The following is an 18,064-nucleotide window of genomic DNA, read 5'->3' as shown; positions in this document are numbered from 1 at the left end:
GGACCAAGGTGATCGATCTCGACACCCCGGTGGTCGCCGTGCTCGGCGACCACAAGAAGAAGCGTGCCGCGATCGAGGACCGGATCGGGCTGCGCACGGTCGGCGACCTGCTCCACCACTTCCCGCGCCGCTACGTCAAGACCGGCGAGCTCACCCGCGTCGAGGAGCTCAACGAGGGCGACATGCTCACCGTCGTCGGCCAGATCGCCAGCAGCCGGCTGAACACCTACCAGGACCGCCGCACCCACCGCACGGCGTACCGCGTCGACGTCACGGTGCGCACCGACGGACCGTCGTTCCGCATCTCGATGTTCGCGAAGAACAAGAGCCTGGGGGAGTGGCAGCAGTCCACTCGGATGCCCGCGGGCCGGCGCGGCATCTTCGTCGGCAAGGTCAGCAGCTTCCGCGGGGAGTGGCAGCTCACCCATCCGCAGGTGGTGCTCTTCGGCTCCGCGGACGAGGACGCGGCCCAGCTCTCGCTGGACGCCATCGGCGAGCTCTACCCGATCTACCCGCTCACCAGGGGCGTCGACTCCTGGGACCTCCAGCGCGCGGTCGCGTTCGCGCTCACGGTGCTCGAGGACGTGCCCGAGGTGATCCCGGAGCCGGTACGCCGGGAGTACGACCTGCTCGACGCGCGGACCGCGCTCGAGCGGATCCACAATCCGAGCGACTACGGCCAGGTCACGACCGCCCAGCGGCGGTTCCGCTTCGAGGAGGCGCTGGTCAACCAGCTCGTGCTCGCCCGCCGGCGGCGCGCCGTGCGCGCGCTCGGCGCACGTGCCCGCACCGGCGCCGACGACGGGCTGCTGGCGGCGTTCGACGCCCGGCTGCCGTTCGAGCTCACCGCCGGGCAGCGCGAGGTCGGTGCCGAGATCGACCGCGACCTGGCCCAGCCGCACCCGATGAACCGGCTGCTCCAGGGCGAGGTCGGCTCCGGCAAGACCCTGGTCGCGCTGCGGGCGATGCTCCGCGTCGTCGACTCCGGGGGGCAGGCGGCGCTGCTCGCCCCGACCGAGGTGCTCGCCCAGCAGCACCACCGCTCGATCACCGCGCTGCTCGGCGACCTCGCCGCGGGCGGGATGCTCGGCGGCGCCGCCGAGGCGACCAACGTCGAGCTGCTCACCGGGTCGATGACCAAGGCGCAGCGCACCGGGCCGATGTCGCGGATGGCGTCCGGCGAGGCCGGCATCGTGATCGGCACCCACGCGCTGCTGGAGGAGAAGGTCCTCTTCGCCGACCTCGGCCTGGTCGTGGTCGACGAGCAGCACCGCTTCGGCGTCGAGCAGCGCGCCGCGCTCACCGACAAGGCCGGTACGCCGCCGCACGTGCTCGTGATGACCGCGACCCCGATCCCGCGCACCGTCGCGATGACCGTCTTCGGCGACCTCGAGACCTCGACGCTGACCGAGCTCCCGGCCGGCCGCGCGCCGATCCAGACCACCGTCGTACCCCTCGCCGAGCAGCCCTCCTGGTTCGACCGGGTCTGGGAGCGGGTGCGCGAGGAGGTCGGCAAGGGCCACCAGGCGTACGTCGTGTGCCCGCGCATCACCGGCGACGAGCAGGAGCAGGGGGAGACCGATCAGGTCGACCTCGACGAGGACGGCGAGGAGCTGACGGCAGCGAGCCCGGCCGGCGGACTGGCCGCGGTCGAGGAGGTCGCCGTCCAGCTGGCCGAGGGCCCGCTCGCGGGGCTGCGCGTGGAGAGGCTGCACGGCCGGATGCCGCCGGACGACAAGGACCGGGTCATGCGGGCCTTCGCCGCCGGCGAGATCGACGTGCTGGTCTCGACCACCGTCATCGAGGTCGGCGTCGACGTCGCGAACGCCACCGCGATGGTGCTGCTCGACGCCGACCGGTTCGGCGTCTCCCAGCTCCACCAGCTGCGCGGCCGGGTCGGCCGGGGCGGCCTGCCGGGCCTGTGCCTGCTGGTCTCGCACGCCGAGGCCGACACCCCGGCGCGCGAGCGGCTCGACGCCGTGGCCGCCACCACCGACGGCTTCGAGCTCAGCCGGGTCGACCTCGAGCAGCGCCGCGAGGGCGACGTCCTCGGGAAGTCGCAGTCGGGCTACCGGTCCGGGCTGCAGAACCTGCGGGTGCTCCGCGACGAGAAGACCATCGTGCTGGCCCGCGAGGCCGCCCACGCGCTCCTCGACGCGGACGCCGACCTGGCGACCGCGCCCCTGCTGGCCGCCGAGGTCGCCCGGGTGGAGGCGTCGGTCCAGGCCGACTTCCTGGAGAAGTCATGAGCACCGCATGACCCGCATCATCGGGGGAGTGGCGGGCGGCCGCCGGATCGCCACCCCGCGCGGCGCCGCCACCCGCCCGACCAGCGACCGGGTCCGCGAGGCGCTGTTCTCCGCGATCGAGTCGTGGTGCGGCTCGCTGCACGGGCTCCGCTTCCTCGACCTGTACGCCGGCTCCGGGGCCGTCGGCCTGGAGGCGTGGTCCCGCGGCGCCGGCGTCGCCACGCTCGTCGAGTCCGACCGCCGTACCGCCGGGCTGATCTCCGCGAACGCCCGGATGCTGGGCTTCGCGAGGGCCGACGTCGTGGCCGCCGCGGTCGCCACGACCCTGCGGCGCGCCCCGACGGCGCCGTACGACGTCGCGTTCCTCGACCCGCCGTACCCGCTCGCGGACGAGGCCGTCGCCGCCGACCTCGCCGCGCTGACCGGCAACGGCTGGCTGGTCCCGGGCGCCCTGGTGGTCGTCGAGCGGTCCGCCCGCAGCCCCGAGCCGGCGTGGCCCGACGGCTTCACGGACACGCGTGACCGGCGTTACGGCGAGACCGCGCTCTGGTACGCGCAGGCGGCGGTACCCTCCACGGCATGACCCGAGCGGTGTGCCCCGGATCGTTCGACCCGGTGACGAACGGCCACCTCGACATCATCCGGCGGGCCGCCGCGATCTTCGACGAGCTCGTCGTCGCGACCGGGACCAACATCTCCAAGTCCCGCCTCTTCCAGCCCGACGAGCGGCTGGAGATGCTGCGCGAGGTCTGCGCGGACCTGCCGAACGTGACCGTGCGGGGCTTCGACGGGCTGATCGTCGACTTCTGCCGCGAGATCGACGCCTCCGCGATCGTCAAGGGCCTGCGCGGCGGCAACGACTACGAGTACGAGCTCCCGATGGCGCAGATGAACGCCCACCTGACCGGCGTCGAGACGGTGTTCCTCACCACCAACGCTTCGTGGGGCTACGTCTCCTCGAGCCTGGTCAAGGAGGTCGCCTCGCTCGGCGGCGACGTCTCGGCCCTCGTCCCGCCCGCCGTGCACGCCCGGCTCCTCGAGCGGCTGTCCTGACGCATTTGGCCGTGTCGACGGCCGACCGGTACGATTCCCGACGATCTGTTTGTGTCTGAATCCGGAAGTAGAACCCTGAGCAGCCTGGACCCGAGAGCGCCGCTCGTGCTCGATACTCGCGAGCTCGGCCGCCGCCCGGGGTCCCAGCACCAGGTGAAGCGGACGGTTCCGGCACCGGCAGATCTGGGCATCGAAGTCCTCCGTGTCCCGGAAGGCTCGCCGGTCGAGCTCGACCTGCGGCTGGAAGCGGTCATGGAGGGTGTGCTGGTCACCGGCTCCGCTGCGGCGGGGCTCGCCGGTGAGTGCGCGCGGTGCCTGGAGCCGATCGCCGACCAGATCGACGCGCGGTTCCAGGAGCTGTTCGCGTACGACGACCAGGACTACTCCTCCGGGGAGGACGACGAGGTCAGCATGCTCGAGGGCGACCTGCTCGACCTCGAGCCGCTGCTGCGGGACGCGGTGGTGCTCGCACTGCCGTTCCAGCCCTTGTGCTCGGACGACTGTCCGGGACTGTGCCCCGAGTGCGGGGCCCGGCTCCGGGACGACCCGGATCACGCGCACGAGGAGCCGGTCGACCCGCGGTGGAGAAGGCTGCAGGAACTACAGCAGGGCGACGAACTCGATGCAGGTCGGCCGTCCGACCACAGGAAGTAGGAGAGAACAGTGGCTGTCCCGAAGCGGAAGATGTCGCGCAGCAACACGCGTCACCGTCGTTCGGCCTGGAAGGCCGTCGCGCCCCAGCTGGTGACCTGCGCGAACCCCGCCTGCGGTGCCAAGCACCTGCCGCACCGCGCGTGCGGCGAGTGCGGCCAGTACGGCGCGCGCGCCGACCGTCGTCAGGTCCTCTGACCGGTCCGGACCGCTGACCGACTACGGCGAGCTCCGCGCAGCCCTCGGGGATCCGATCCTGGCCCCCGAGTTGCTGGAGCGCGCCCTCACCCACCGCTCGTACGCCTACGAGAACGGCGGGCTGCCGACCAACGAGCGGCTGGAGTTCCTCGGCGACTCGGTCCTCGGCGTCGTCGTCACCGAGACGCTGTACCGCACCCACCCGGACCTCTCCGAGGGCCGGCTGGCCAAGCTGCGCGCCGCCGTCGTCAACGCCCGGGCGCTGGCCGAGGTCGGCCGCGGCATCGGCGTCGGCGCCCACGTGAAGCTGGGCCGCGGCGAGGAGTCCACCGGCGGCCGCAACAAGGCGTCGATCCTCTCCGACACCGTCGAGGCCGTCATCGGCGCCGTCCACCTCAGTGGGGGCTTCGACACCTCCGCCGAGGTCGTCCACCGGCTCTTCGACCCGCTGATCGATGCCGCCTCCGCGCTCGGCGCGGGCCTGGACTGGAAGACCTCCCTGCAGGAGCTGTCCGCCGAGCACGGTCTCGGCGTCCCCGAGTACGTCATCGAGGACGACGGCCCCGACCACATGAAGACGTTCACCGCCCAGGTGCGCGTCGGCGACGGCCTCTACGGCAACGGCGTCGGCCGGTCGAAGAAGGAGGCCGAGCAGGCCGCCGCCGAGACCGCGTACGGCGAGATCGCCGGCGACCTGGGCGTCGAGGACCCGGCCGTCGGCGCGGCCGCGCACTCCGCCCGCAAGAGTTGACCTCCCCGAGCTGACGCGTGCCCGAGCTGCCCGAGGTCGAGGTCGTCCGGGCCGGCCTGGAGCGGTACGTCCTCGGCGCGAGGATCACCCGCGTCGACGTCCTCCATCCGCGGCCGGTGCGCCGCGACCACCGCGGCCCGGCCGGGTTCGCCGCCGCGCTCACCGGCCGCCGGATCGAGGCGGTCCGCCGTCGCGGCAAGTACCTCTGGCTGCCGCTCGACAACGGCGACGCGCTCCTCGGCCACCTGGGCATGAGCGGCCAGTTCCTGGTCCAGCCGCCCGGCGTACCCGACGAACGGCATCTGCGGGTGCGGTTCTCGCTCGACCCCTCGACCGGCTCGGGGCAGGCGCTGGAGATGCGCTTCGCCGACCAGCGGATGTTCGGCAGGCTCTCCGTCTCCGACGGCGGTGCCGGTCTGCCGCCGGAGATCGCGCACATCGCCCGCGACCCGCTCGACCCGGCGTTCGACGACGATGAGTTCGTCCGCACGGTCCGCAGGCGCACGTCGGGCATCAAGCGCCAGCTGCTCAACCAGAGCCTGATCTCGGGCGTCGGCAACATCTACGCCGACGAGGCGCTCTGGCGCGCCCGGATCCACGGCGAGCGCCCCGGCGACCGGCTCGCCGCCGCCCAGGTGCGCGAGCTGCTCGGCCACGCCCGCGAGGTGATGGTGGCGGCGCTGGGGCAGGGCGGCACGTCCTTCGACGCCCTCTACGTCAACGTGAACGGCGAGTCCGGCTACTTCGACCGCTCGCTGCACGCCTACGGCCGCGAGGGTGAGCCCTGCGAGCGGTGCGGTACGCCGATGCGGCGGGTCGCGTTCATGAACCGCTCGTCGTACTTCTGCCCGGTCTGCCAGCCGGCGCCGAGGAGACGTCGTGTGACTCCGGCTGGGCTTCGAGACGGCTCGCTCGGTCCGTCGCAAGTTCCGGACCGAGCCGAGCCTCCTCGACCTCCTCGCTGACCGGGACCTTCGCAGGCTCAGGTCCCGCGCTCGTCGTGAGATTGACCCACGGCCCGGCGGGTGGGACTCTTGAAGACGGCCCGGTCCCCGCGGGCCACCCCTCGACCCGGAAGGCTCTTCCATGGCCAAGGCGCTGATCGGATACATGAACAGCGACCTGCGGACCCCCGCCCATCTCGTAGCCGAGAACTCCCGGCTGCGTGCGCGCGTGGGCGAGCTCGAGGCGCTGGTCCTGCGCCTCAGCGAGGAGAACGACAGGCTGACGACCGCGCAGGCTGCCGCCCTCCTCGACGAGGCCGCCTCCCTCCAGGAGATGCAGCCCGCCTGATCCGCCGCTCGACGCGGTCGCGCCGAGCGCGGCCGGTCAGGTGCGGCGCGCCTTCATGCTGGCGGTGTCACCCGTCTGCGGCTCACGCCAGACGACCTTGAGCTTCTTGCCGACCCGCTTGGCCTTCGCGCTGACCGGGCTCACGCAGGCTGAGCCGCGGGTGATCTTCTCGCGGAAGGTGAACCAGCCGTTCCTCTTGCCCTGGAAGGTCCACTTCCCCGAGCAGTACTTCGGGTAGGTGATCTTGCCCGCGAGCTTGCCGCCCTTCTTGAAGATCTTCACCTTCGCCGTGTAGCCGGCCGGCCCGCCGTCGTCGCCGTACACCCCGCCCTTCCACGAGCCGGTGATGCCCGCTGCCGCGCGCTCGGTGTCGGGCACCGCACCGGTCGCGGTCGCCGTCGGCGCCAGCACCACGGCCACCGTCGCGAGTGCCGCCAGAGTCTTCCTGATCATCCATGCCTCCCCGTTGTCGAGGCCCGAATCGGACCGTTGTCGAGGCCCGAGCCGGGCCGTTGCCGTGGACTACCCATCGGACTGCGTGGTCAATCCCTTCGGTCGGGAGCGCTGACGAGGACGTGCGGGCGCACAAACGGCGCACAAACAAGGTGCCGGAGCGGCGGGCCGGCCGATAGCCTCACTCCCTTGTGAGCAGACCGCTGGACCGTGGCGTCGAGATCGTCGCGCCCCGCCGCTTCGGGACCGGGTTCCGCTGGCTGCTCGCGTCGTCGTGGGTCTCGAACCTCGGCGATGGCATCGCGATCGCGGCCGGCCCACTGTTGGTCGCCTCGCTGACCCACGACCCGATCCTGGTCGCGAGCGCGGCGCTGCTGCAGTGGCTGCCGCCGCTGGTCCTCGGCCTGCTCGCCGGCGCGCTGGCCGACCGGCTCGACCGCCGGCTGATCATCGTGACCGTGAACCTGCTGCGGGCCGCCGTACTCGCCCTGCTCACCCTCGTCGTCGCGACCGGCCTGGTCGAGATCTGGATCGTGCTGCTCGCGATGTTCCTGCTCGGGACGGCCGAGGTCTTCGCCGACAACACCGCCGCGACGCTGATGCCCATGCTCGTGCACCGCGACGACCTGGCGGTCGCCAACTCCCGGCTCACCACCGGCTTCATCACGGTCAACCAGCTCGCCGGCCCGCCGATCGGCGCGGCGCTGTTCGCGGCCGGGCACGCCGTGCCGTTCGCGGCCCAGGCCGCCGTGGTCGCGCTCGGGGCGGTGCTGATCTCCCGGGTGGTGCTGCCGCCGCACCGGCGCGAGATCGCTCCCGAGACCCATCTGCGGCACGACATCGCCGAGGCGTTCCGATGGACGCTCCGCAACGCCGCGGTCCGCACGCTCGTGATGACGATCTTCGTCTTCAACATCACCTTCGGCGCCGCCTGGTCGGTGCTCGTCCTCTACGCGACCCAGCGACTGGGCATGGGGCCGGTCGGGTTCGGCCTGCTGACGACCGTCTCCGCGGTCGGCGGCCTGCTGGGCACGCTGTCCTACCCGTGGATCACCCGGCACGTCAGCCTGGGCAACCTGATGCGGATCGGGCTGGTCTTCGAGACGTTCACGATGCTCTCGCTGGCGATCACCACGCGCGCCTGGGTGGCCATGTGCATCTTCTTCGTGTTCGGCGCGCACGCCTTCATCTGGGGCACCACGTCGCTCACGGTCCGCCAGCGCGCCGTACCCGCGGAGCTCCAGGGCCGCGTCGGCAGCGTCAATCTCGTCGGCGTCTACGGCGGCCTGGTCATCGGTTCCGGCATCGGCGGCGTGATCGCCCGGCAGTGGGGCGTGACCGCGCCGTTCTGGTTCGCCTTCGCCGGCTCGGCGCTGTTCGTCGTGCTCATCTGGCGCCAGTTGGTCCACATCGCCCACGCCGACGAGGCGTCCGGGCCGGTCCCCGCCTGATCGCCGACTCGGCGTGTCTTGCCCGTGGCAGAGGGTCGAGTCGGCGCGTCTTGCCCGCGCCCTGTGGACAGCGTGAGCAAGTTGCGCCGACTCGCGCCCTCCTGGCGGGCAACTTGCGCCGACTCGGCGGGGTCGCGGATGCCACACGTGGGGGAGGGCGCCGGGTATCGTGAGGCTCGCTGAGCTTCCCCCGAGACCCGCTGCGATGATCGCGATGACGACGCAGCCTTCGTCCTCAGCGACGAGACCGCCGAACGATCAGCCGAACCGATCAGCTGGGAGCCAGACGTTGTACCTGAAGAGCCTGACCCTCAAGGGGTTCAAGTCCTTCGCCTCCTCGACCACGCTCCAGCTCGAGCCGGGCATCACCTGCATCGTGGGTCCCAACGGCTCCGGCAAGTCGAACGTCGTCGACGCGCTCGCCTGGGTGATGGGCGAGCAGGGCGCCAAGTCGCTGCGCGGCGGCAAGATGGAGGACGTCATCTTCGCCGGCACCTCCGGCCGCCCGCCGCTGGGCCGCGCCGAGGTCGTCTTGACCATCGACAACGCCGACGGCGCGCTGCCGATCGAGTACGCCGAGGTGACGATCAGCCGCACCATGTTCCGCTCCGGGGGCTCGGAGTACGCCATCAACTCCCAGCCCTGCCGTCTGCTCGACGTCCAGGAGCTGCTCAGCGACTCCGGCATCGGCCGTGAGATGCACGTGATCGTCGGCCAGGGCCAGCTCGACACGATCCTGCACGCGACCCCGGAGGACCGGCGCGGGTTCATCGAGGAGGCCGCGGGAGTACTCAAGCACCGCAAGCGCAAGGAGAAGGCGCTCCGCAAGCTCGACTCCACCGAGGGCAACCTCACCCGACTGGGCGACCTGCTCAGCGAGATCCGCCGCCAGCTCAAGCCGCTCGGCCGCCAGGCCGAGGTCGCGCGCCGCGCGCAGACCGTCCAGGCCGACGTCCGCGACGCTCGCGCCCGGCTGATGGCCGACGACCTGGTCACCGCGCGCACCGCGCTCGAGCAGGAGATGGCCGACGAGTCGGTCCTGGTCGCGCGCCGCGAGCAGGTCGAGGCGCGGCTGGCGCAGGCCCGCGAGTCCGAGGGCGCCCTCGAGGCCGCGCTGCGCGAGGACCTCCCGGCGCTGGCGCGGGCGCAGGAGACCTGGTTCCAGCTGTCCGGGCTGCGCGAGCGGCTCCGCGGCACCCAGTCGCTGGCCGCCGAGCGGGTCCGCAACGCCGCCACCACCACGGAGGTCGAGGAGCGGACCGGGCGCGATCCCGAGGCGCTGGAGGCCGAGGCCGCGCAGGTCCGTGAGCAGGAGCAGCGCATCGACGCCGAGGTCGACGCCCACCGCACCGCGCTGGAGGCGGCGGTCGTCGTCCGTCGTACGGCGGAGGACGCGGCCGCCGAGGAGGACCGCAGGGTCGCCAGCCTGCAGCGTGCCGCCGCCGACCGCCGCGAGGGCCTGGCCCGGCTGCACGGCCAGGTCAACGCGATGAAGTCCCGGGCGGCCGCGGCCGACGAGGAGGTCGGCCGGCTCACCCTCGCGCGCGAGGAGGCCGTGGCCCGCGCCGAGCGAGCGCAGCGCGACTTCACCGCCCTGGAGACCAAGGTCGCCGGCCTCGACGCCGGCGAGGAGGGCCTGGACGCCGAGCACGAGGCCGCGACGGCCGCGCTCGACGACATCGAGGAGCGGCTCGCCAAGGCCCGCGACGAGGCGCTGCAGTCCGACCGCGACCGCACCGCGCTCGCGGCCCGCAAGGACGCCCTCGAGATGGGCCTCAACCGCAAAGACGGCGCCGGCGCGCTGCTCGCCGCCTCCGACGAGGTGTCCGGGCTGCTCGGCTCGGTCGCCGCGCTGCTCACCGTGCGCACCGGGTACGAGGCTGCGGTCGCCCGGGCGCTCGGTGCCGCGGCCGATGCGGTCGCCGTCGCCGACGCCGACGCGGCGGTCCGCGCGATCGGCCACCTCAAGGGCGACGACCTCGGCCGCGCCGGCCTGCTCCTCGGCGGCGGCCCCGCGACCGGCCGCGACTGGCCCGGGCTCCCGGGCGAGGCGACGTACGCCGTCGACGTCGTCGAGTGCCCGGCCGAGCTGCGCCCGGCGCTGACCCGCCTGCTCGACCGGGTCGCGGTCGTCGCCGACCTCGTCGCCGCCCGCGCACTGGTGCGCGACCTGCCCGACGTCACCGCGGTCACCCGCGAGGGCGACGTCCTCGGCGCCCACTACGCGGCCGGCGGCTCGTCGAGCCAGCCCAGCCTGATCGAGGTCCAGGCGGCCGTCGACGAGGCCGCCGAGCAGCTCGCCGAGGCGATCGCGTCCTCCGAGCGCCTCGGGTTCGAGATGTCCCGCCTGGAGGCCGAGCGGCTGGAGGCGCAGAAGCGCGTCGACGTCGCGCTCGCCAAGCTGCACGAGTCCGACGCCACGCTGGCGGCGGTCGCCGAGGAGCTCGGCCAGTACGGCTCCCAGGCCCGCGCCGCCCGCGGCGAGGCCGAGCGGCTCGCCCAGGCGATCGAGAGGGCCGAGGAGGCCCGCGCCCAGGCCGTCGCCGGGCTCGCCGACATGGAGGCCCGGGCCACGACCGCCGAGGAGGCGCCCGAGGAGGAGCCCGACACCAGCGTCCGCGAGCGGCTCGTCGAGGAGGCCCGCGCCGCCCGTCAGGGCGAGATGGACGCCCGCCTCGCCCTGCGTACGTCGGAGGAGCGGGCGCGCGCGCTGCACGGCCGAGCCGACGCGCTGGTGCGCGCCGCCGCCGCCGAGCGCGAGGCCCGCGCGAAGGCCGCGGCACGTCGCGAGCGGATGATCCGCGAGGGCCGGGCCGCCGAGGCAGTCGGCCGGGCGGTCGGCTACGTCCTCGGCCGGCTCGAGGTCTCCATCGACCGCGCCGCCCAGGCGCGCGCCGCGGTCGAGCAGTCCCGCGCGGGACGCGAGCAGGAGCTCCGCGACGTCCGCACCGCGCTCCGCGATCTCGGCAGGGAGCACGACGAGCTGGTCAACTCCGTCCACCGCGACGAGATGGCCCGCACTCAGCAGCGGATGCGCATCGAGCAGCTCGAGGAGAAGGCGCTCGAGGAGCTCGGCATCGACGCCGACTCGCTGACGGCCGAGTACGGCCCCGACCAGCTCGTGCCGCAGATCCGGATCGAGGGGCAGGGCGAGGTGCCGGAGGGCGAGGACGAGCCGGAGCCCACGCCGTACGTCCGCGAGGAGCAGCAGAAGCGGCTGCGCATCGCCGAGCGTGCCTTGCGCGAGCTCGGCCGGGTCAACCCGCTGGCGCTGGAGGAGTTCTCCGCGATGGAGGAGCGCCACCAGTTCCTCTCCGAGCAGCTCGAGGACCTCCGCAAGACCCGCAAGGACCTCCTCGACATCGTCCGCGAGGTCGACCAGCGCGTGGAGCAGGTCTTCACCGAGGCGTACGCCGATGTGGAGCGCGCCTTCGAGCAGACGTTCGCCCGGCTGTTCCCGGGCGGCGAGGGCCGGCTGGTGCTCACCGACCCCGACGATATGCTCACCACCGGCGTCGAGGTCGAGGCCCGCCCGCCGGGCAAGAAGGTCAAGCGCCTCTCGCTGCTCTCCGGCGGCGAGCGGTCGCTGGTCGCGGTGGCGTTCCTGGTCGCGCTGTTCAAGGCCCGCCCGTCGCCGTTCTACATCCTCGACGAGGTCGAGGCGGCGCTCGACGACACCAACCTGGGCCGCCTGCTGGAGATCTACGAGGAGCTGCGCGAGAACTCCCAGCTGCTCGTGATCACCCACCAGAAGCGGACCATGGAGGTCGGCGACGCGCTCTACGGCGTGACCATGCGCGGCGACGGCGTCTCCGCCGTGATCAGCCAGCGCCTGCGCGATCGAGACGCGCGTGTCTTGAACCAGCCCGCGTAGGCCCCGGTCGAGAAGAGCAGCGAAGTCCCGTCAGGCGGTCGCGGTCAACTTCCGGACGACGTACTGATTCAGGCTGAGACCATCCTCGGCCGCGTGGATCGCGAGCTCTCGATGCAGGCTCTCCCCGACACGCAGGTTGAACTTGCCGGAGTAGGTGCGCTCGGCGAACGGCTCCGGCACCTGCTCCTGTGCGTCGACCAGGTCGGCGACGACATCCTCGAGCAGCCGCTGGAGCCCTTGCAGCGCCTCGAGTTGAGACGCCGCCAACCACGACAACGAAGGGAACTCGGCGCAGGTAGCGACGTACTCGTTGTCGTCGGCCGACCACGAGACGCGGTAGGTGTAGTGCGAGACGTCGAGACGGGTACCGGTCTGCATCACGTGGCCTCCAACTTGTCGATCGCCTTGAGCACCTGACGCACCTGGTACGCCTTCGTCTGGCGGCGACGAGGTCAGGAACCGACGTCATGACAGGATGGTACTGCCCGCAGTACCATCGGTTCAAGGATCGCCGGCGCCGATCCTCGAGGTGCGAACGTGGTCGTCTCGTGCCGCGCGTCCGCGCCGGCGGTTCACCAGGTATGTGACACGGTGGGGGCAGTCGATCCCGGGAGGCCCCGCCGTGCTGTTCGTCGTCATCTCCATGCTGGTGATCCTCGCGATCGCCGGGCTGGTGGTCCTCTACGTCGCCTACCCGCATCGCGGCGAGCAGGTCCCGGCCGCGCCGTGGCTCGGCGACGCGATGAGCAGGGCGGTCGACGCGGCTCCGCTGCTGGAGCCGGAGTACGAGGACTCCGAGCCGCAGCGCTGAACCCCGCTGTGGTGGGATGGAGCCATGGGTGACTGGCTCTACCTGATCATCGGCATCGCGGTCCTCGCGGTGCTGACTCTTGCCGGCCTCGTCGTCGCGCGGCGGCCGAAGGCCGGGCCGGCGGAGGCACCCGCACCGTCCGCGCCGGCGCCCGAGGTCGAGGCGCCGCCCGCGGAGCCCGCCGCTCCCGTCCTCGAGCGGCCGGAGGGTACGGCGTCCCGCCTGGTCCGGCTGCGCCAGCGGCTGGCCGGCTCGCAGGGCGGTCTCGGCCGCGGCCTGCTCGCGCTGCTCTCGCGCGACCGGCTCGACGAGGACACCTGGGAGTCCATCGAGGACACCCTGCTCACCGCCGACGTCGGCGTGGCGCCGACCCAGGAGCTGGTCGCGCGGCTGCGCACCCGGCTCCGCGTCGAGGGTGCCTCCGACGACCCCCGCACCGTGCTCCGCGAGGAGCTGGTGAGCCTGGTCGACCCCGGCATGGACCGCCGCCTCCAGGTCAGCGGCGCCGACGGCAGGCCGGGCGTCGTGCTGGTCGTGGGCGTCAACGGCTCCGGCAAGACCACCACCGTCGGCAAGATCTCCCGGATCCTGGTCGCCGAGGACCGCTCGGTCGTGCTCGGCGCCGCCGACACGTTCCGGGCCGCCGCCGTCGAGCAGCTGGCCACCTGGGGCGAGCGGGTCGGCGTCGCCGTCGTCCGCGGCCCCGAGGGCACCGACCCCGCGAGCGTCGCGTTCGAGGCGGTCAGGGAGGGCGTCGACACCGGTGCCGACACCGTCATCGTCGACACCGCGGGCCGCCTGCAGAACAAGGCCGGCCTGATGGACGAGCTCGGCAAGGTCAAGCGCGTCATCGAGAAGCAGGCGCCGGTCACCGAGGTGCTGCTCGTCCTCGACGCCACCACCGGCCAGAACGGCCTGATCCAGGCGCGCGTCTTCAGCGAGGTCGTCGACGTCACCGGCATCGTCCTCACCAAGCTCGACGGCTCCGCGAAGGGCGGCATCGTCGTCGCGGTGCAGCGCGAGCTCGGCGTACCCGTGAAGCTGGTCGGCCTCGGGGAGGGCGCCGACGACCTGGCGCCGTTCGACCCGGGCGCCTTCGTCGACGCGCTCCTCGGCTGATCGCTCGGCCGGCGTAACACCGAAGTAACAGAGCCGGGGAACTCGTTTCCTGACCGCAACACGTCGGCGCGTGCGTCGAAACCTCCGCCGACGAGGGTCGGGGCCAATGAGACGGCCCCCGGCCCTCGACAGCGCAGTCCGCGCCGGCCCGTCCTCCGAATGGCGATCCTGGAGGTTCTGTGGACGGCTACTACGCCTTCATGCTGGTGGCGACGGCGTTGGTCTTGATGATGACCGTGCCGGCGCTGGCGCTCTTCTACGGCGGCATGTCTCGGTCGAAGTCCGTGCTCAACATGATCATGATGTCGTTCATCGCCGCGGCGATCGTCGGCATCCTGTACGTCGCGGTCGGCTGGTCGATGGGCTTCGGCGGCGAGGGCACGTTCTTCGCCAACCCGTTCGAGCTGTTCTGGCTCGACGGCGTCACGACCGACGGCTACATCTCGGTGATGTTCCAGATGACCTTCGCGATCATCACGGTCGCGCTGATCAGCGGCGCGGTCGAGGGGCGGATGAAGTTCGCCGCCTGGCTCGCGTTCGTGCCGATCTGGGCGCTGATCGTCTACTTCCCGATGTCGCACATGGTCTTCAGCTGCACCGACGACTCGCTGATCTGCGGCCGGGTCGGCGCCCAGGACTACGCCGGCGGCACCGCGGTCCACATCAACGCCGGCATCGCGGCGCTGGTCCTCGTCCTGCTGCTGGGCAAGCGGCTGGGCTGGCCGCGCGACAAGATGCGCCCGCACAACCTGACCCTCACGATGCTCGGCGCCGGCATGCTCTGGCTCGGCTGGTACGGCTTCAACGTCGGCTCGATCGTCTTCGGCGGCGCGACCGACGAGGAGAACCTCGCCCAGTTCTACTCCGAGACCGGCCGCACCTTCGCCAACACCACACTCGCCACGATGGCCGCGATCCTCGGCTGGCTGGCGATCGAGAAGCTGATCCACAAGAAGGCCACCTCGCTCGGCGCCGCCTCGGGCATCGTGGCCGGCCTGGTCGCCATCACCCCGGCCGCCGGCGCGGTCGACATCGAGGGTGCCGTCGCGATCGGCGCCATCGCCGGCGCGGTCTGCGCCTGGGCGGTCGGCCTGAAGTTCCGGCTCGGGTACGACGACTCGCTCGACGTCGTGGGCGTCCACCTCGTCGGCGGCATCGTCGGCACGGTCCTGATCGGCGTCTTCTCCACCTCCGACGGTGCGGGCGGCGTGGACGGCCTCCTGTACGGCGGCGGCCTCGGCTCGCTCGGCGACCAGTCGCTGGGGGTGCTCATCGCCATCGCCTACTCCGGCATGCTCACGCTGGTCATCGGCCTGGCGATCAAGTACACGATCGGCCTGCGGATCGGCGAGGATGACGAGGTCGAGGGCATCGACCTGGCCGCCCACGGCGAGACCGCCTACGACCTGCACACCAGCAGTCTCGGCGGCGGGGGCAAGTCCGGCGTACTGGCCGGTGCCGCCACCGCCCCTGCTTCGGAAGGAGCGAACGCATGAAGCTCGTGACCGCGGTCATCAAGCCGCACAAGTGGGAGGACGTCCGCGAGGCGCTGGAGACCTTCGGCGTGACGGGCATGACCGTCAGCGAGGTCAGCGGCTACGGCCGGCAGAAGGGGCACACGGAGGTCTACCGGGGCGCGGAGTACGACATCGCGCTGGTGCCCAAGATCCGGATCGAGATCGTCGTCGGCGACGACGACGCGGACGACGTGGTGGGGATCGTCGTGAAGACGGCGCAGACCGGCCGGATCGGCGACGGCAAGGTGTGGGTGAGCCCGGTCGACACCGTGGTCCGGGTCCGCACCGGCGACAAGGACGAAGCCGCTCTGTGACACCCTCGCGGCCCGGCCCCTCACGCAGGGGCCGGGCCGCGGGCTGTCCGGGGCATGATCGGCGCGAGGAGGTGGCGTCCTGACCGCCGACGACCGGGCCGCGCGCGCCGCCGCGGCCGACACGCTCTGCGCCCGGGCCTACGCCGAGAGCGGCGGCCCCGACGCCGGCGCCGCCCTGGTGGCCGTCGGAGGCTTCGGGCGCGGCGAGCTGGCGCCGTACTCCGACCTCGACGTCGTGCTCGTCTCCGACGAGGGCGTCGACGTGCGGGCGGTGGCCGAGCAGGTCTGGTACCCGCTCTGGGACTCCGGCACCAAGCTCGACCACGCGGTGCGGACCATGCCCGAGACGGTCGCCGCGGCCGACGCGGACCTGAAGGTCGCGCTCGGGCTGCTCGACGTCCGGCACCTGGCCGGCGACCCCGGGCTGACGCTGCGGCTGCGCACCGAGATGCTCGCCCACTGGCGGCGGGGGAGCCGCGACCGGCTGCCGGAGCTGCGCGACCTGGTGCGCGCCCGGCACGAGCTGCTCGGTGAGCTCGCCCACCTCTCGGTGCCGGACGTGAAGGAGGCCGAGGGCGGGCTGCGCGACGCCACCGTGCTCAAGGCGCTGGTCGCGACCTGGCTGGTCGACGTCCCGCATGTCGAGCTCGAGCGCGGCCGGCTCGCGCTGCTCGACGTGCGGGACGTGGTCCAGGGGGTCGCCGGCCGGGCCACCGACCGGATCGCGCCGGAGACGTGGAGCGAGGTCGCGCACCGGCTCGACCTGCCCGACGCGCGGGCCGCGCAGGTGCACGTGCGCGAGCTCGGCCGCCGGATCGCGCACCTCTCGCACCTGACCTGGCGGCGCGTGGACGCCGTGCTGGCCGAGCCGGCCCGGATCCGCGGCCCGCGGCGGCCGCGGCTGGACTTCATCGCGCCCGGGATCGCGCTGTCGGCGCGCGAGGTCGTGCTGGACGCGCGGGCGCGGCCGGCCGCCGACCCGCTGCTGCTGCTCCGGGCCGCCGCGGAGGCGGCCGAGCGCGACGCGGTGCTGGCGCCCGCGACGGCCGCCCGCCTGGCCCGCGAGGCGGCGCCGCTGCCGACGCCGTGGCCGGCCGAGGCGCGCCGGCTGCTGGTGCGGCTGCTCGCCTCAGGTCGCGGCCTGTTGCCGGTCTGGGAGACGCTGGAGGAGACCGGCGCCCTGCACGGGAGCCTGCCGGAGTGGGAGCGGATCCGGCTGCTGCCGCACGCCTCGGCGATCCATCGTTTCACGGTCGACCGGCACGTCGTCGAGACCTGCGTGGAGGCGTCCGCGCTGATCCGGCACGTCGCCCGCCCCGACGTGCTGATGGTCGCGGCGCTGCTGCACGACATCGGCAAGGGCAGCCTGACCGAGCACAGCGTCGCGGGGGAGCCGATCGCGCGGGAGATCGCCGGGCGGATGGGGTTCGCCCCCGAGGCGATCGACCTGATCGCCCGGCTGGTGCGCTGGCACCTGCTGCTCTCGGAGACCGCGACCACCCGCGACCCGGACGACCCCGCGACCGTCGACTTGGTCGCCTCCCGGCTCGGGTCGGTCGAGGCGCTGGACCTGCTGCTCGCCCTGTCCGAGGCCGATGCGCGGGCGACCGCGCCCAAGGCCTGGTCGTCCTGGCGCGCCGGGCTGGTGCGCGACCTGGCCCGCCGGGCGCGGGCGGCGCTCGGCGCCGGCGCCTCGTTGCCGCCGGTCGTGGCCGAGGACGTCTCGGTGCCGAAGGAGGTCCGGGCCGGGGGCGTGTCGATCGCGGTCGAGCCGGCCGTCGACGGCACCCGGGTGACCGTCGTGGCCCCCGACCGGGTCGGGCTGCTCGCCGACCTGGCCGCGACCTTCGGCCTCGACCGGATCCCGGTGCGGGCGGCCCGGGCCTGGTCGCAGGAGCGGTACGCCGTCTCCGTCTGGGAGGTCGGCGAGCCCGGCCTCGACGCCGCCGTCCTCCGCCAGCGGTACGGCGCCGTCGTGGACGGCCGGGTCGACGTGGCCCGGCGGCTGCGACCGGGCGGGCCGGCCGCCGCGCTCGAGCCGGCGGTCGTCGTACGACCGGAGGCGTCGGAGCAGGCGACCGTGATCGAGGTGCGGACCGCGGACCGGCCCGGCGTCGTCTACCTGGTGTGCTCGGCGCTCGCCGCGCTCGACGTGGCGGTGCGCTCGGCGCACGTCGACACGCTCGGCCCGCAGGCCGTGGACGTGTTCTACCTCCAGGAGTCCTCGGCCGGCGTGCTCTCGGACCAGCGCGCGGCCGAGGCGGCGCACGCGGTGCGGGCGGCGCTCTCGGGGCCGTCGACGCCGCCCGACTAGGCTGGGGCCGTCTCTG

17 protein-coding genes are annotated in these 18,064 nt (G+C 73.1%); 15 read left to right on the top strand and 2 right to left on the bottom strand.

What is annotated here, in order from left to right; genetic code table 11:
• Nucleotides 1-8: 8 nt before the first annotated feature.
• The 8 genes from ACYVKX_RS17345 (at nucleotide 9) to ACYVKX_RS17310 (ending at nucleotide 6,195) form a co-directional block, all read left to right on the top strand.
• Nucleotides 9-2,249, top strand: coding sequence for an ATP-dependent DNA helicase RecG (locus tag ACYVKX_RS17345; protein ID WP_460834925.1), 2,241 nt, complete (start codon nucleotides 9-11; stop codon nucleotides 2,247-2,249).
• Between the two features lie 7 nt (nucleotides 2,250-2,256).
• On the top strand, nucleotides 2,257-2,832 hold the full coding sequence (gene rsmD, locus ACYVKX_RS17340; protein ID WP_460834924.1) for a 16S rRNA (guanine(966)-N(2))-methyltransferase RsmD: 576 nt from the start codon (nucleotides 2,257-2,259) through the stop codon (nucleotides 2,830-2,832).
• Complete coding sequence (gene coaD / locus ACYVKX_RS17335) at nucleotides 2,829-3,302, top strand: pantetheine-phosphate adenylyltransferase (protein ID WP_460834923.1); 474 nt, start codon at nucleotides 2,829-2,831, stop codon at nucleotides 3,300-3,302. The genes rsmD and coaD overlap by 4 nt, the downstream gene beginning before the upstream one ends.
• A gap of 105 nt (nucleotides 3,303-3,407) precedes the next feature.
• Nucleotides 3,408-3,956, top strand: a complete 549-nt coding sequence (locus ACYVKX_RS17330; RefSeq protein WP_460834922.1) for a YceD family protein — start codon at nucleotides 3,408-3,410, stop codon at nucleotides 3,954-3,956.
• A 9-nt stretch (nucleotides 3,957-3,965) separates the two neighbouring features.
• Nucleotides 3,966-4,151: a 50S ribosomal protein L32 gene (gene rpmF, locus ACYVKX_RS17325; RefSeq protein WP_181644900.1), complete on the top strand. Its 186-nt coding sequence runs from the start codon at nucleotides 3,966-3,968 to the stop codon at nucleotides 4,149-4,151.
• Nucleotides 4,072-4,902, top strand: coding sequence for a ribonuclease III (gene rnc / locus ACYVKX_RS17320; RefSeq protein WP_460834921.1), 831 nt, complete (start codon nucleotides 4,072-4,074; stop codon nucleotides 4,900-4,902). Before rpmF ends, rnc begins: the two co-directional genes overlap by 80 nt.
• Before the next feature lie 17 nt (nucleotides 4,903-4,919).
• Complete coding sequence (gene mutM / locus ACYVKX_RS17315) at nucleotides 4,920-5,867, top strand: bifunctional DNA-formamidopyrimidine glycosylase/DNA-(apurinic or apyrimidinic site) lyase (RefSeq protein ID WP_460834920.1); 948 nt, start codon at nucleotides 4,920-4,922, stop codon at nucleotides 5,865-5,867.
• Nucleotides 5,868-5,988: 121 nt separating this feature from the next.
• Entirely contained in the window at nucleotides 5,989-6,195 is a 207-nt protein-coding gene (locus tag ACYVKX_RS17310) for a hypothetical protein (RefSeq protein ID WP_460834919.1), read from the top strand.
• A gap of 36 nt (nucleotides 6,196-6,231) precedes the next feature.
• Here ACYVKX_RS17310 and ACYVKX_RS17305 read toward each other — a convergent pair whose 3' ends face one another.
• Nucleotides 6,232-6,648 carry a DUF2147 domain-containing protein gene (locus ACYVKX_RS17305; protein WP_460834918.1) on the bottom strand — a complete coding sequence of 139 codons (417 nt, stop codon included), beginning with the start codon at nucleotides 6,646-6,648 and terminating at the stop codon, nucleotides 6,232-6,234.
• 191 nt (nucleotides 6,649-6,839) lie between these two features.
• On the opposite strand from ACYVKX_RS17305, the gene ACYVKX_RS17300 reads away from it, so the two are divergent.
• Both ACYVKX_RS17300 and smc read left to right on the top strand, forming a co-directional pair.
• Complete coding sequence (locus tag ACYVKX_RS17300) at nucleotides 6,840-8,099, top strand: MFS transporter (RefSeq protein WP_460834917.1); 1,260 nt, start codon at nucleotides 6,840-6,842, stop codon at nucleotides 8,097-8,099.
• Nucleotides 8,100-8,388: 289 nt separating this feature from the next.
• The gene (gene smc, locus ACYVKX_RS17295; RefSeq protein ID WP_460834916.1) at nucleotides 8,389-11,973 is read left to right on the top strand and encodes a chromosome segregation protein SMC; all 3,585 of its coding nucleotides are present in this window, start codon (nucleotides 8,389-8,391) and stop codon (nucleotides 11,971-11,973) included.
• A gap of 30 nt (nucleotides 11,974-12,003) precedes the next feature.
• On the opposite strand, the gene ACYVKX_RS17290 is transcribed toward smc, so the two are convergent.
• Nucleotides 12,004-12,351: a type II toxin-antitoxin system HicB family antitoxin gene (locus ACYVKX_RS17290; RefSeq protein WP_460834915.1), complete on the bottom strand. Its 348-nt coding sequence runs from the start codon at nucleotides 12,349-12,351 to the stop codon at nucleotides 12,004-12,006.
• A gap of 244 nt (nucleotides 12,352-12,595) precedes the next feature.
• On the opposite strand from ACYVKX_RS17290, the gene ACYVKX_RS17285 reads away from it, so the two are divergent.
• The 5 genes from ACYVKX_RS17285 to ACYVKX_RS17265 all read left to right on the top strand — a co-directional run bounded on the left by ACYVKX_RS17285 (nucleotide 12,596) and on the right by ACYVKX_RS17265 (nucleotide 18,048).
• On the top strand, nucleotides 12,596-12,784 hold the full coding sequence (locus tag ACYVKX_RS17285) for a hypothetical protein (RefSeq protein ID WP_460834914.1): 189 nt from the start codon (nucleotides 12,596-12,598) through the stop codon (nucleotides 12,782-12,784).
• Between the two features lie 24 nt (nucleotides 12,785-12,808).
• Nucleotides 12,809-13,903, top strand: a complete 1,095-nt coding sequence (gene ftsY / locus ACYVKX_RS17280; protein ID WP_460834913.1) for a signal recognition particle-docking protein FtsY — start codon at nucleotides 12,809-12,811, stop codon at nucleotides 13,901-13,903.
• A gap of 179 nt (nucleotides 13,904-14,082) precedes the next feature.
• Entirely contained in the window at nucleotides 14,083-15,399 is a 1,317-nt protein-coding gene (locus ACYVKX_RS17275) for an ammonium transporter (RefSeq protein ID WP_460834912.1), read from the top strand.
• Nucleotides 15,396-15,734 (top strand): P-II family nitrogen regulator, encoded by a 339-nt coding sequence (locus tag ACYVKX_RS17270; RefSeq protein WP_459968830.1) that lies wholly within the window; start codon nucleotides 15,396-15,398, stop codon nucleotides 15,732-15,734. Before ACYVKX_RS17275 ends, ACYVKX_RS17270 begins: the two co-directional genes overlap by 4 nt.
• Nucleotides 15,735-15,813: 79 nt before the next feature.
• Nucleotides 15,814-18,048 carry a [protein-PII] uridylyltransferase gene (locus ACYVKX_RS17265; RefSeq protein WP_460834964.1) on the top strand — a complete coding sequence of 745 codons (2,235 nt, stop codon included), beginning with the start codon at nucleotides 15,814-15,816 and terminating at the stop codon, nucleotides 18,046-18,048.
• The last annotated feature ends 16 nt before the right edge of the window (nucleotides 18,049-18,064 follow it).

It is taken from the genome of Nocardioides hungaricus (assembly GCF_054782915.1).
The sequence above is the reverse complement of the archived record's forward strand: the minus strand, read 5'-3'. Positions and strand labels throughout refer to the sequence as shown.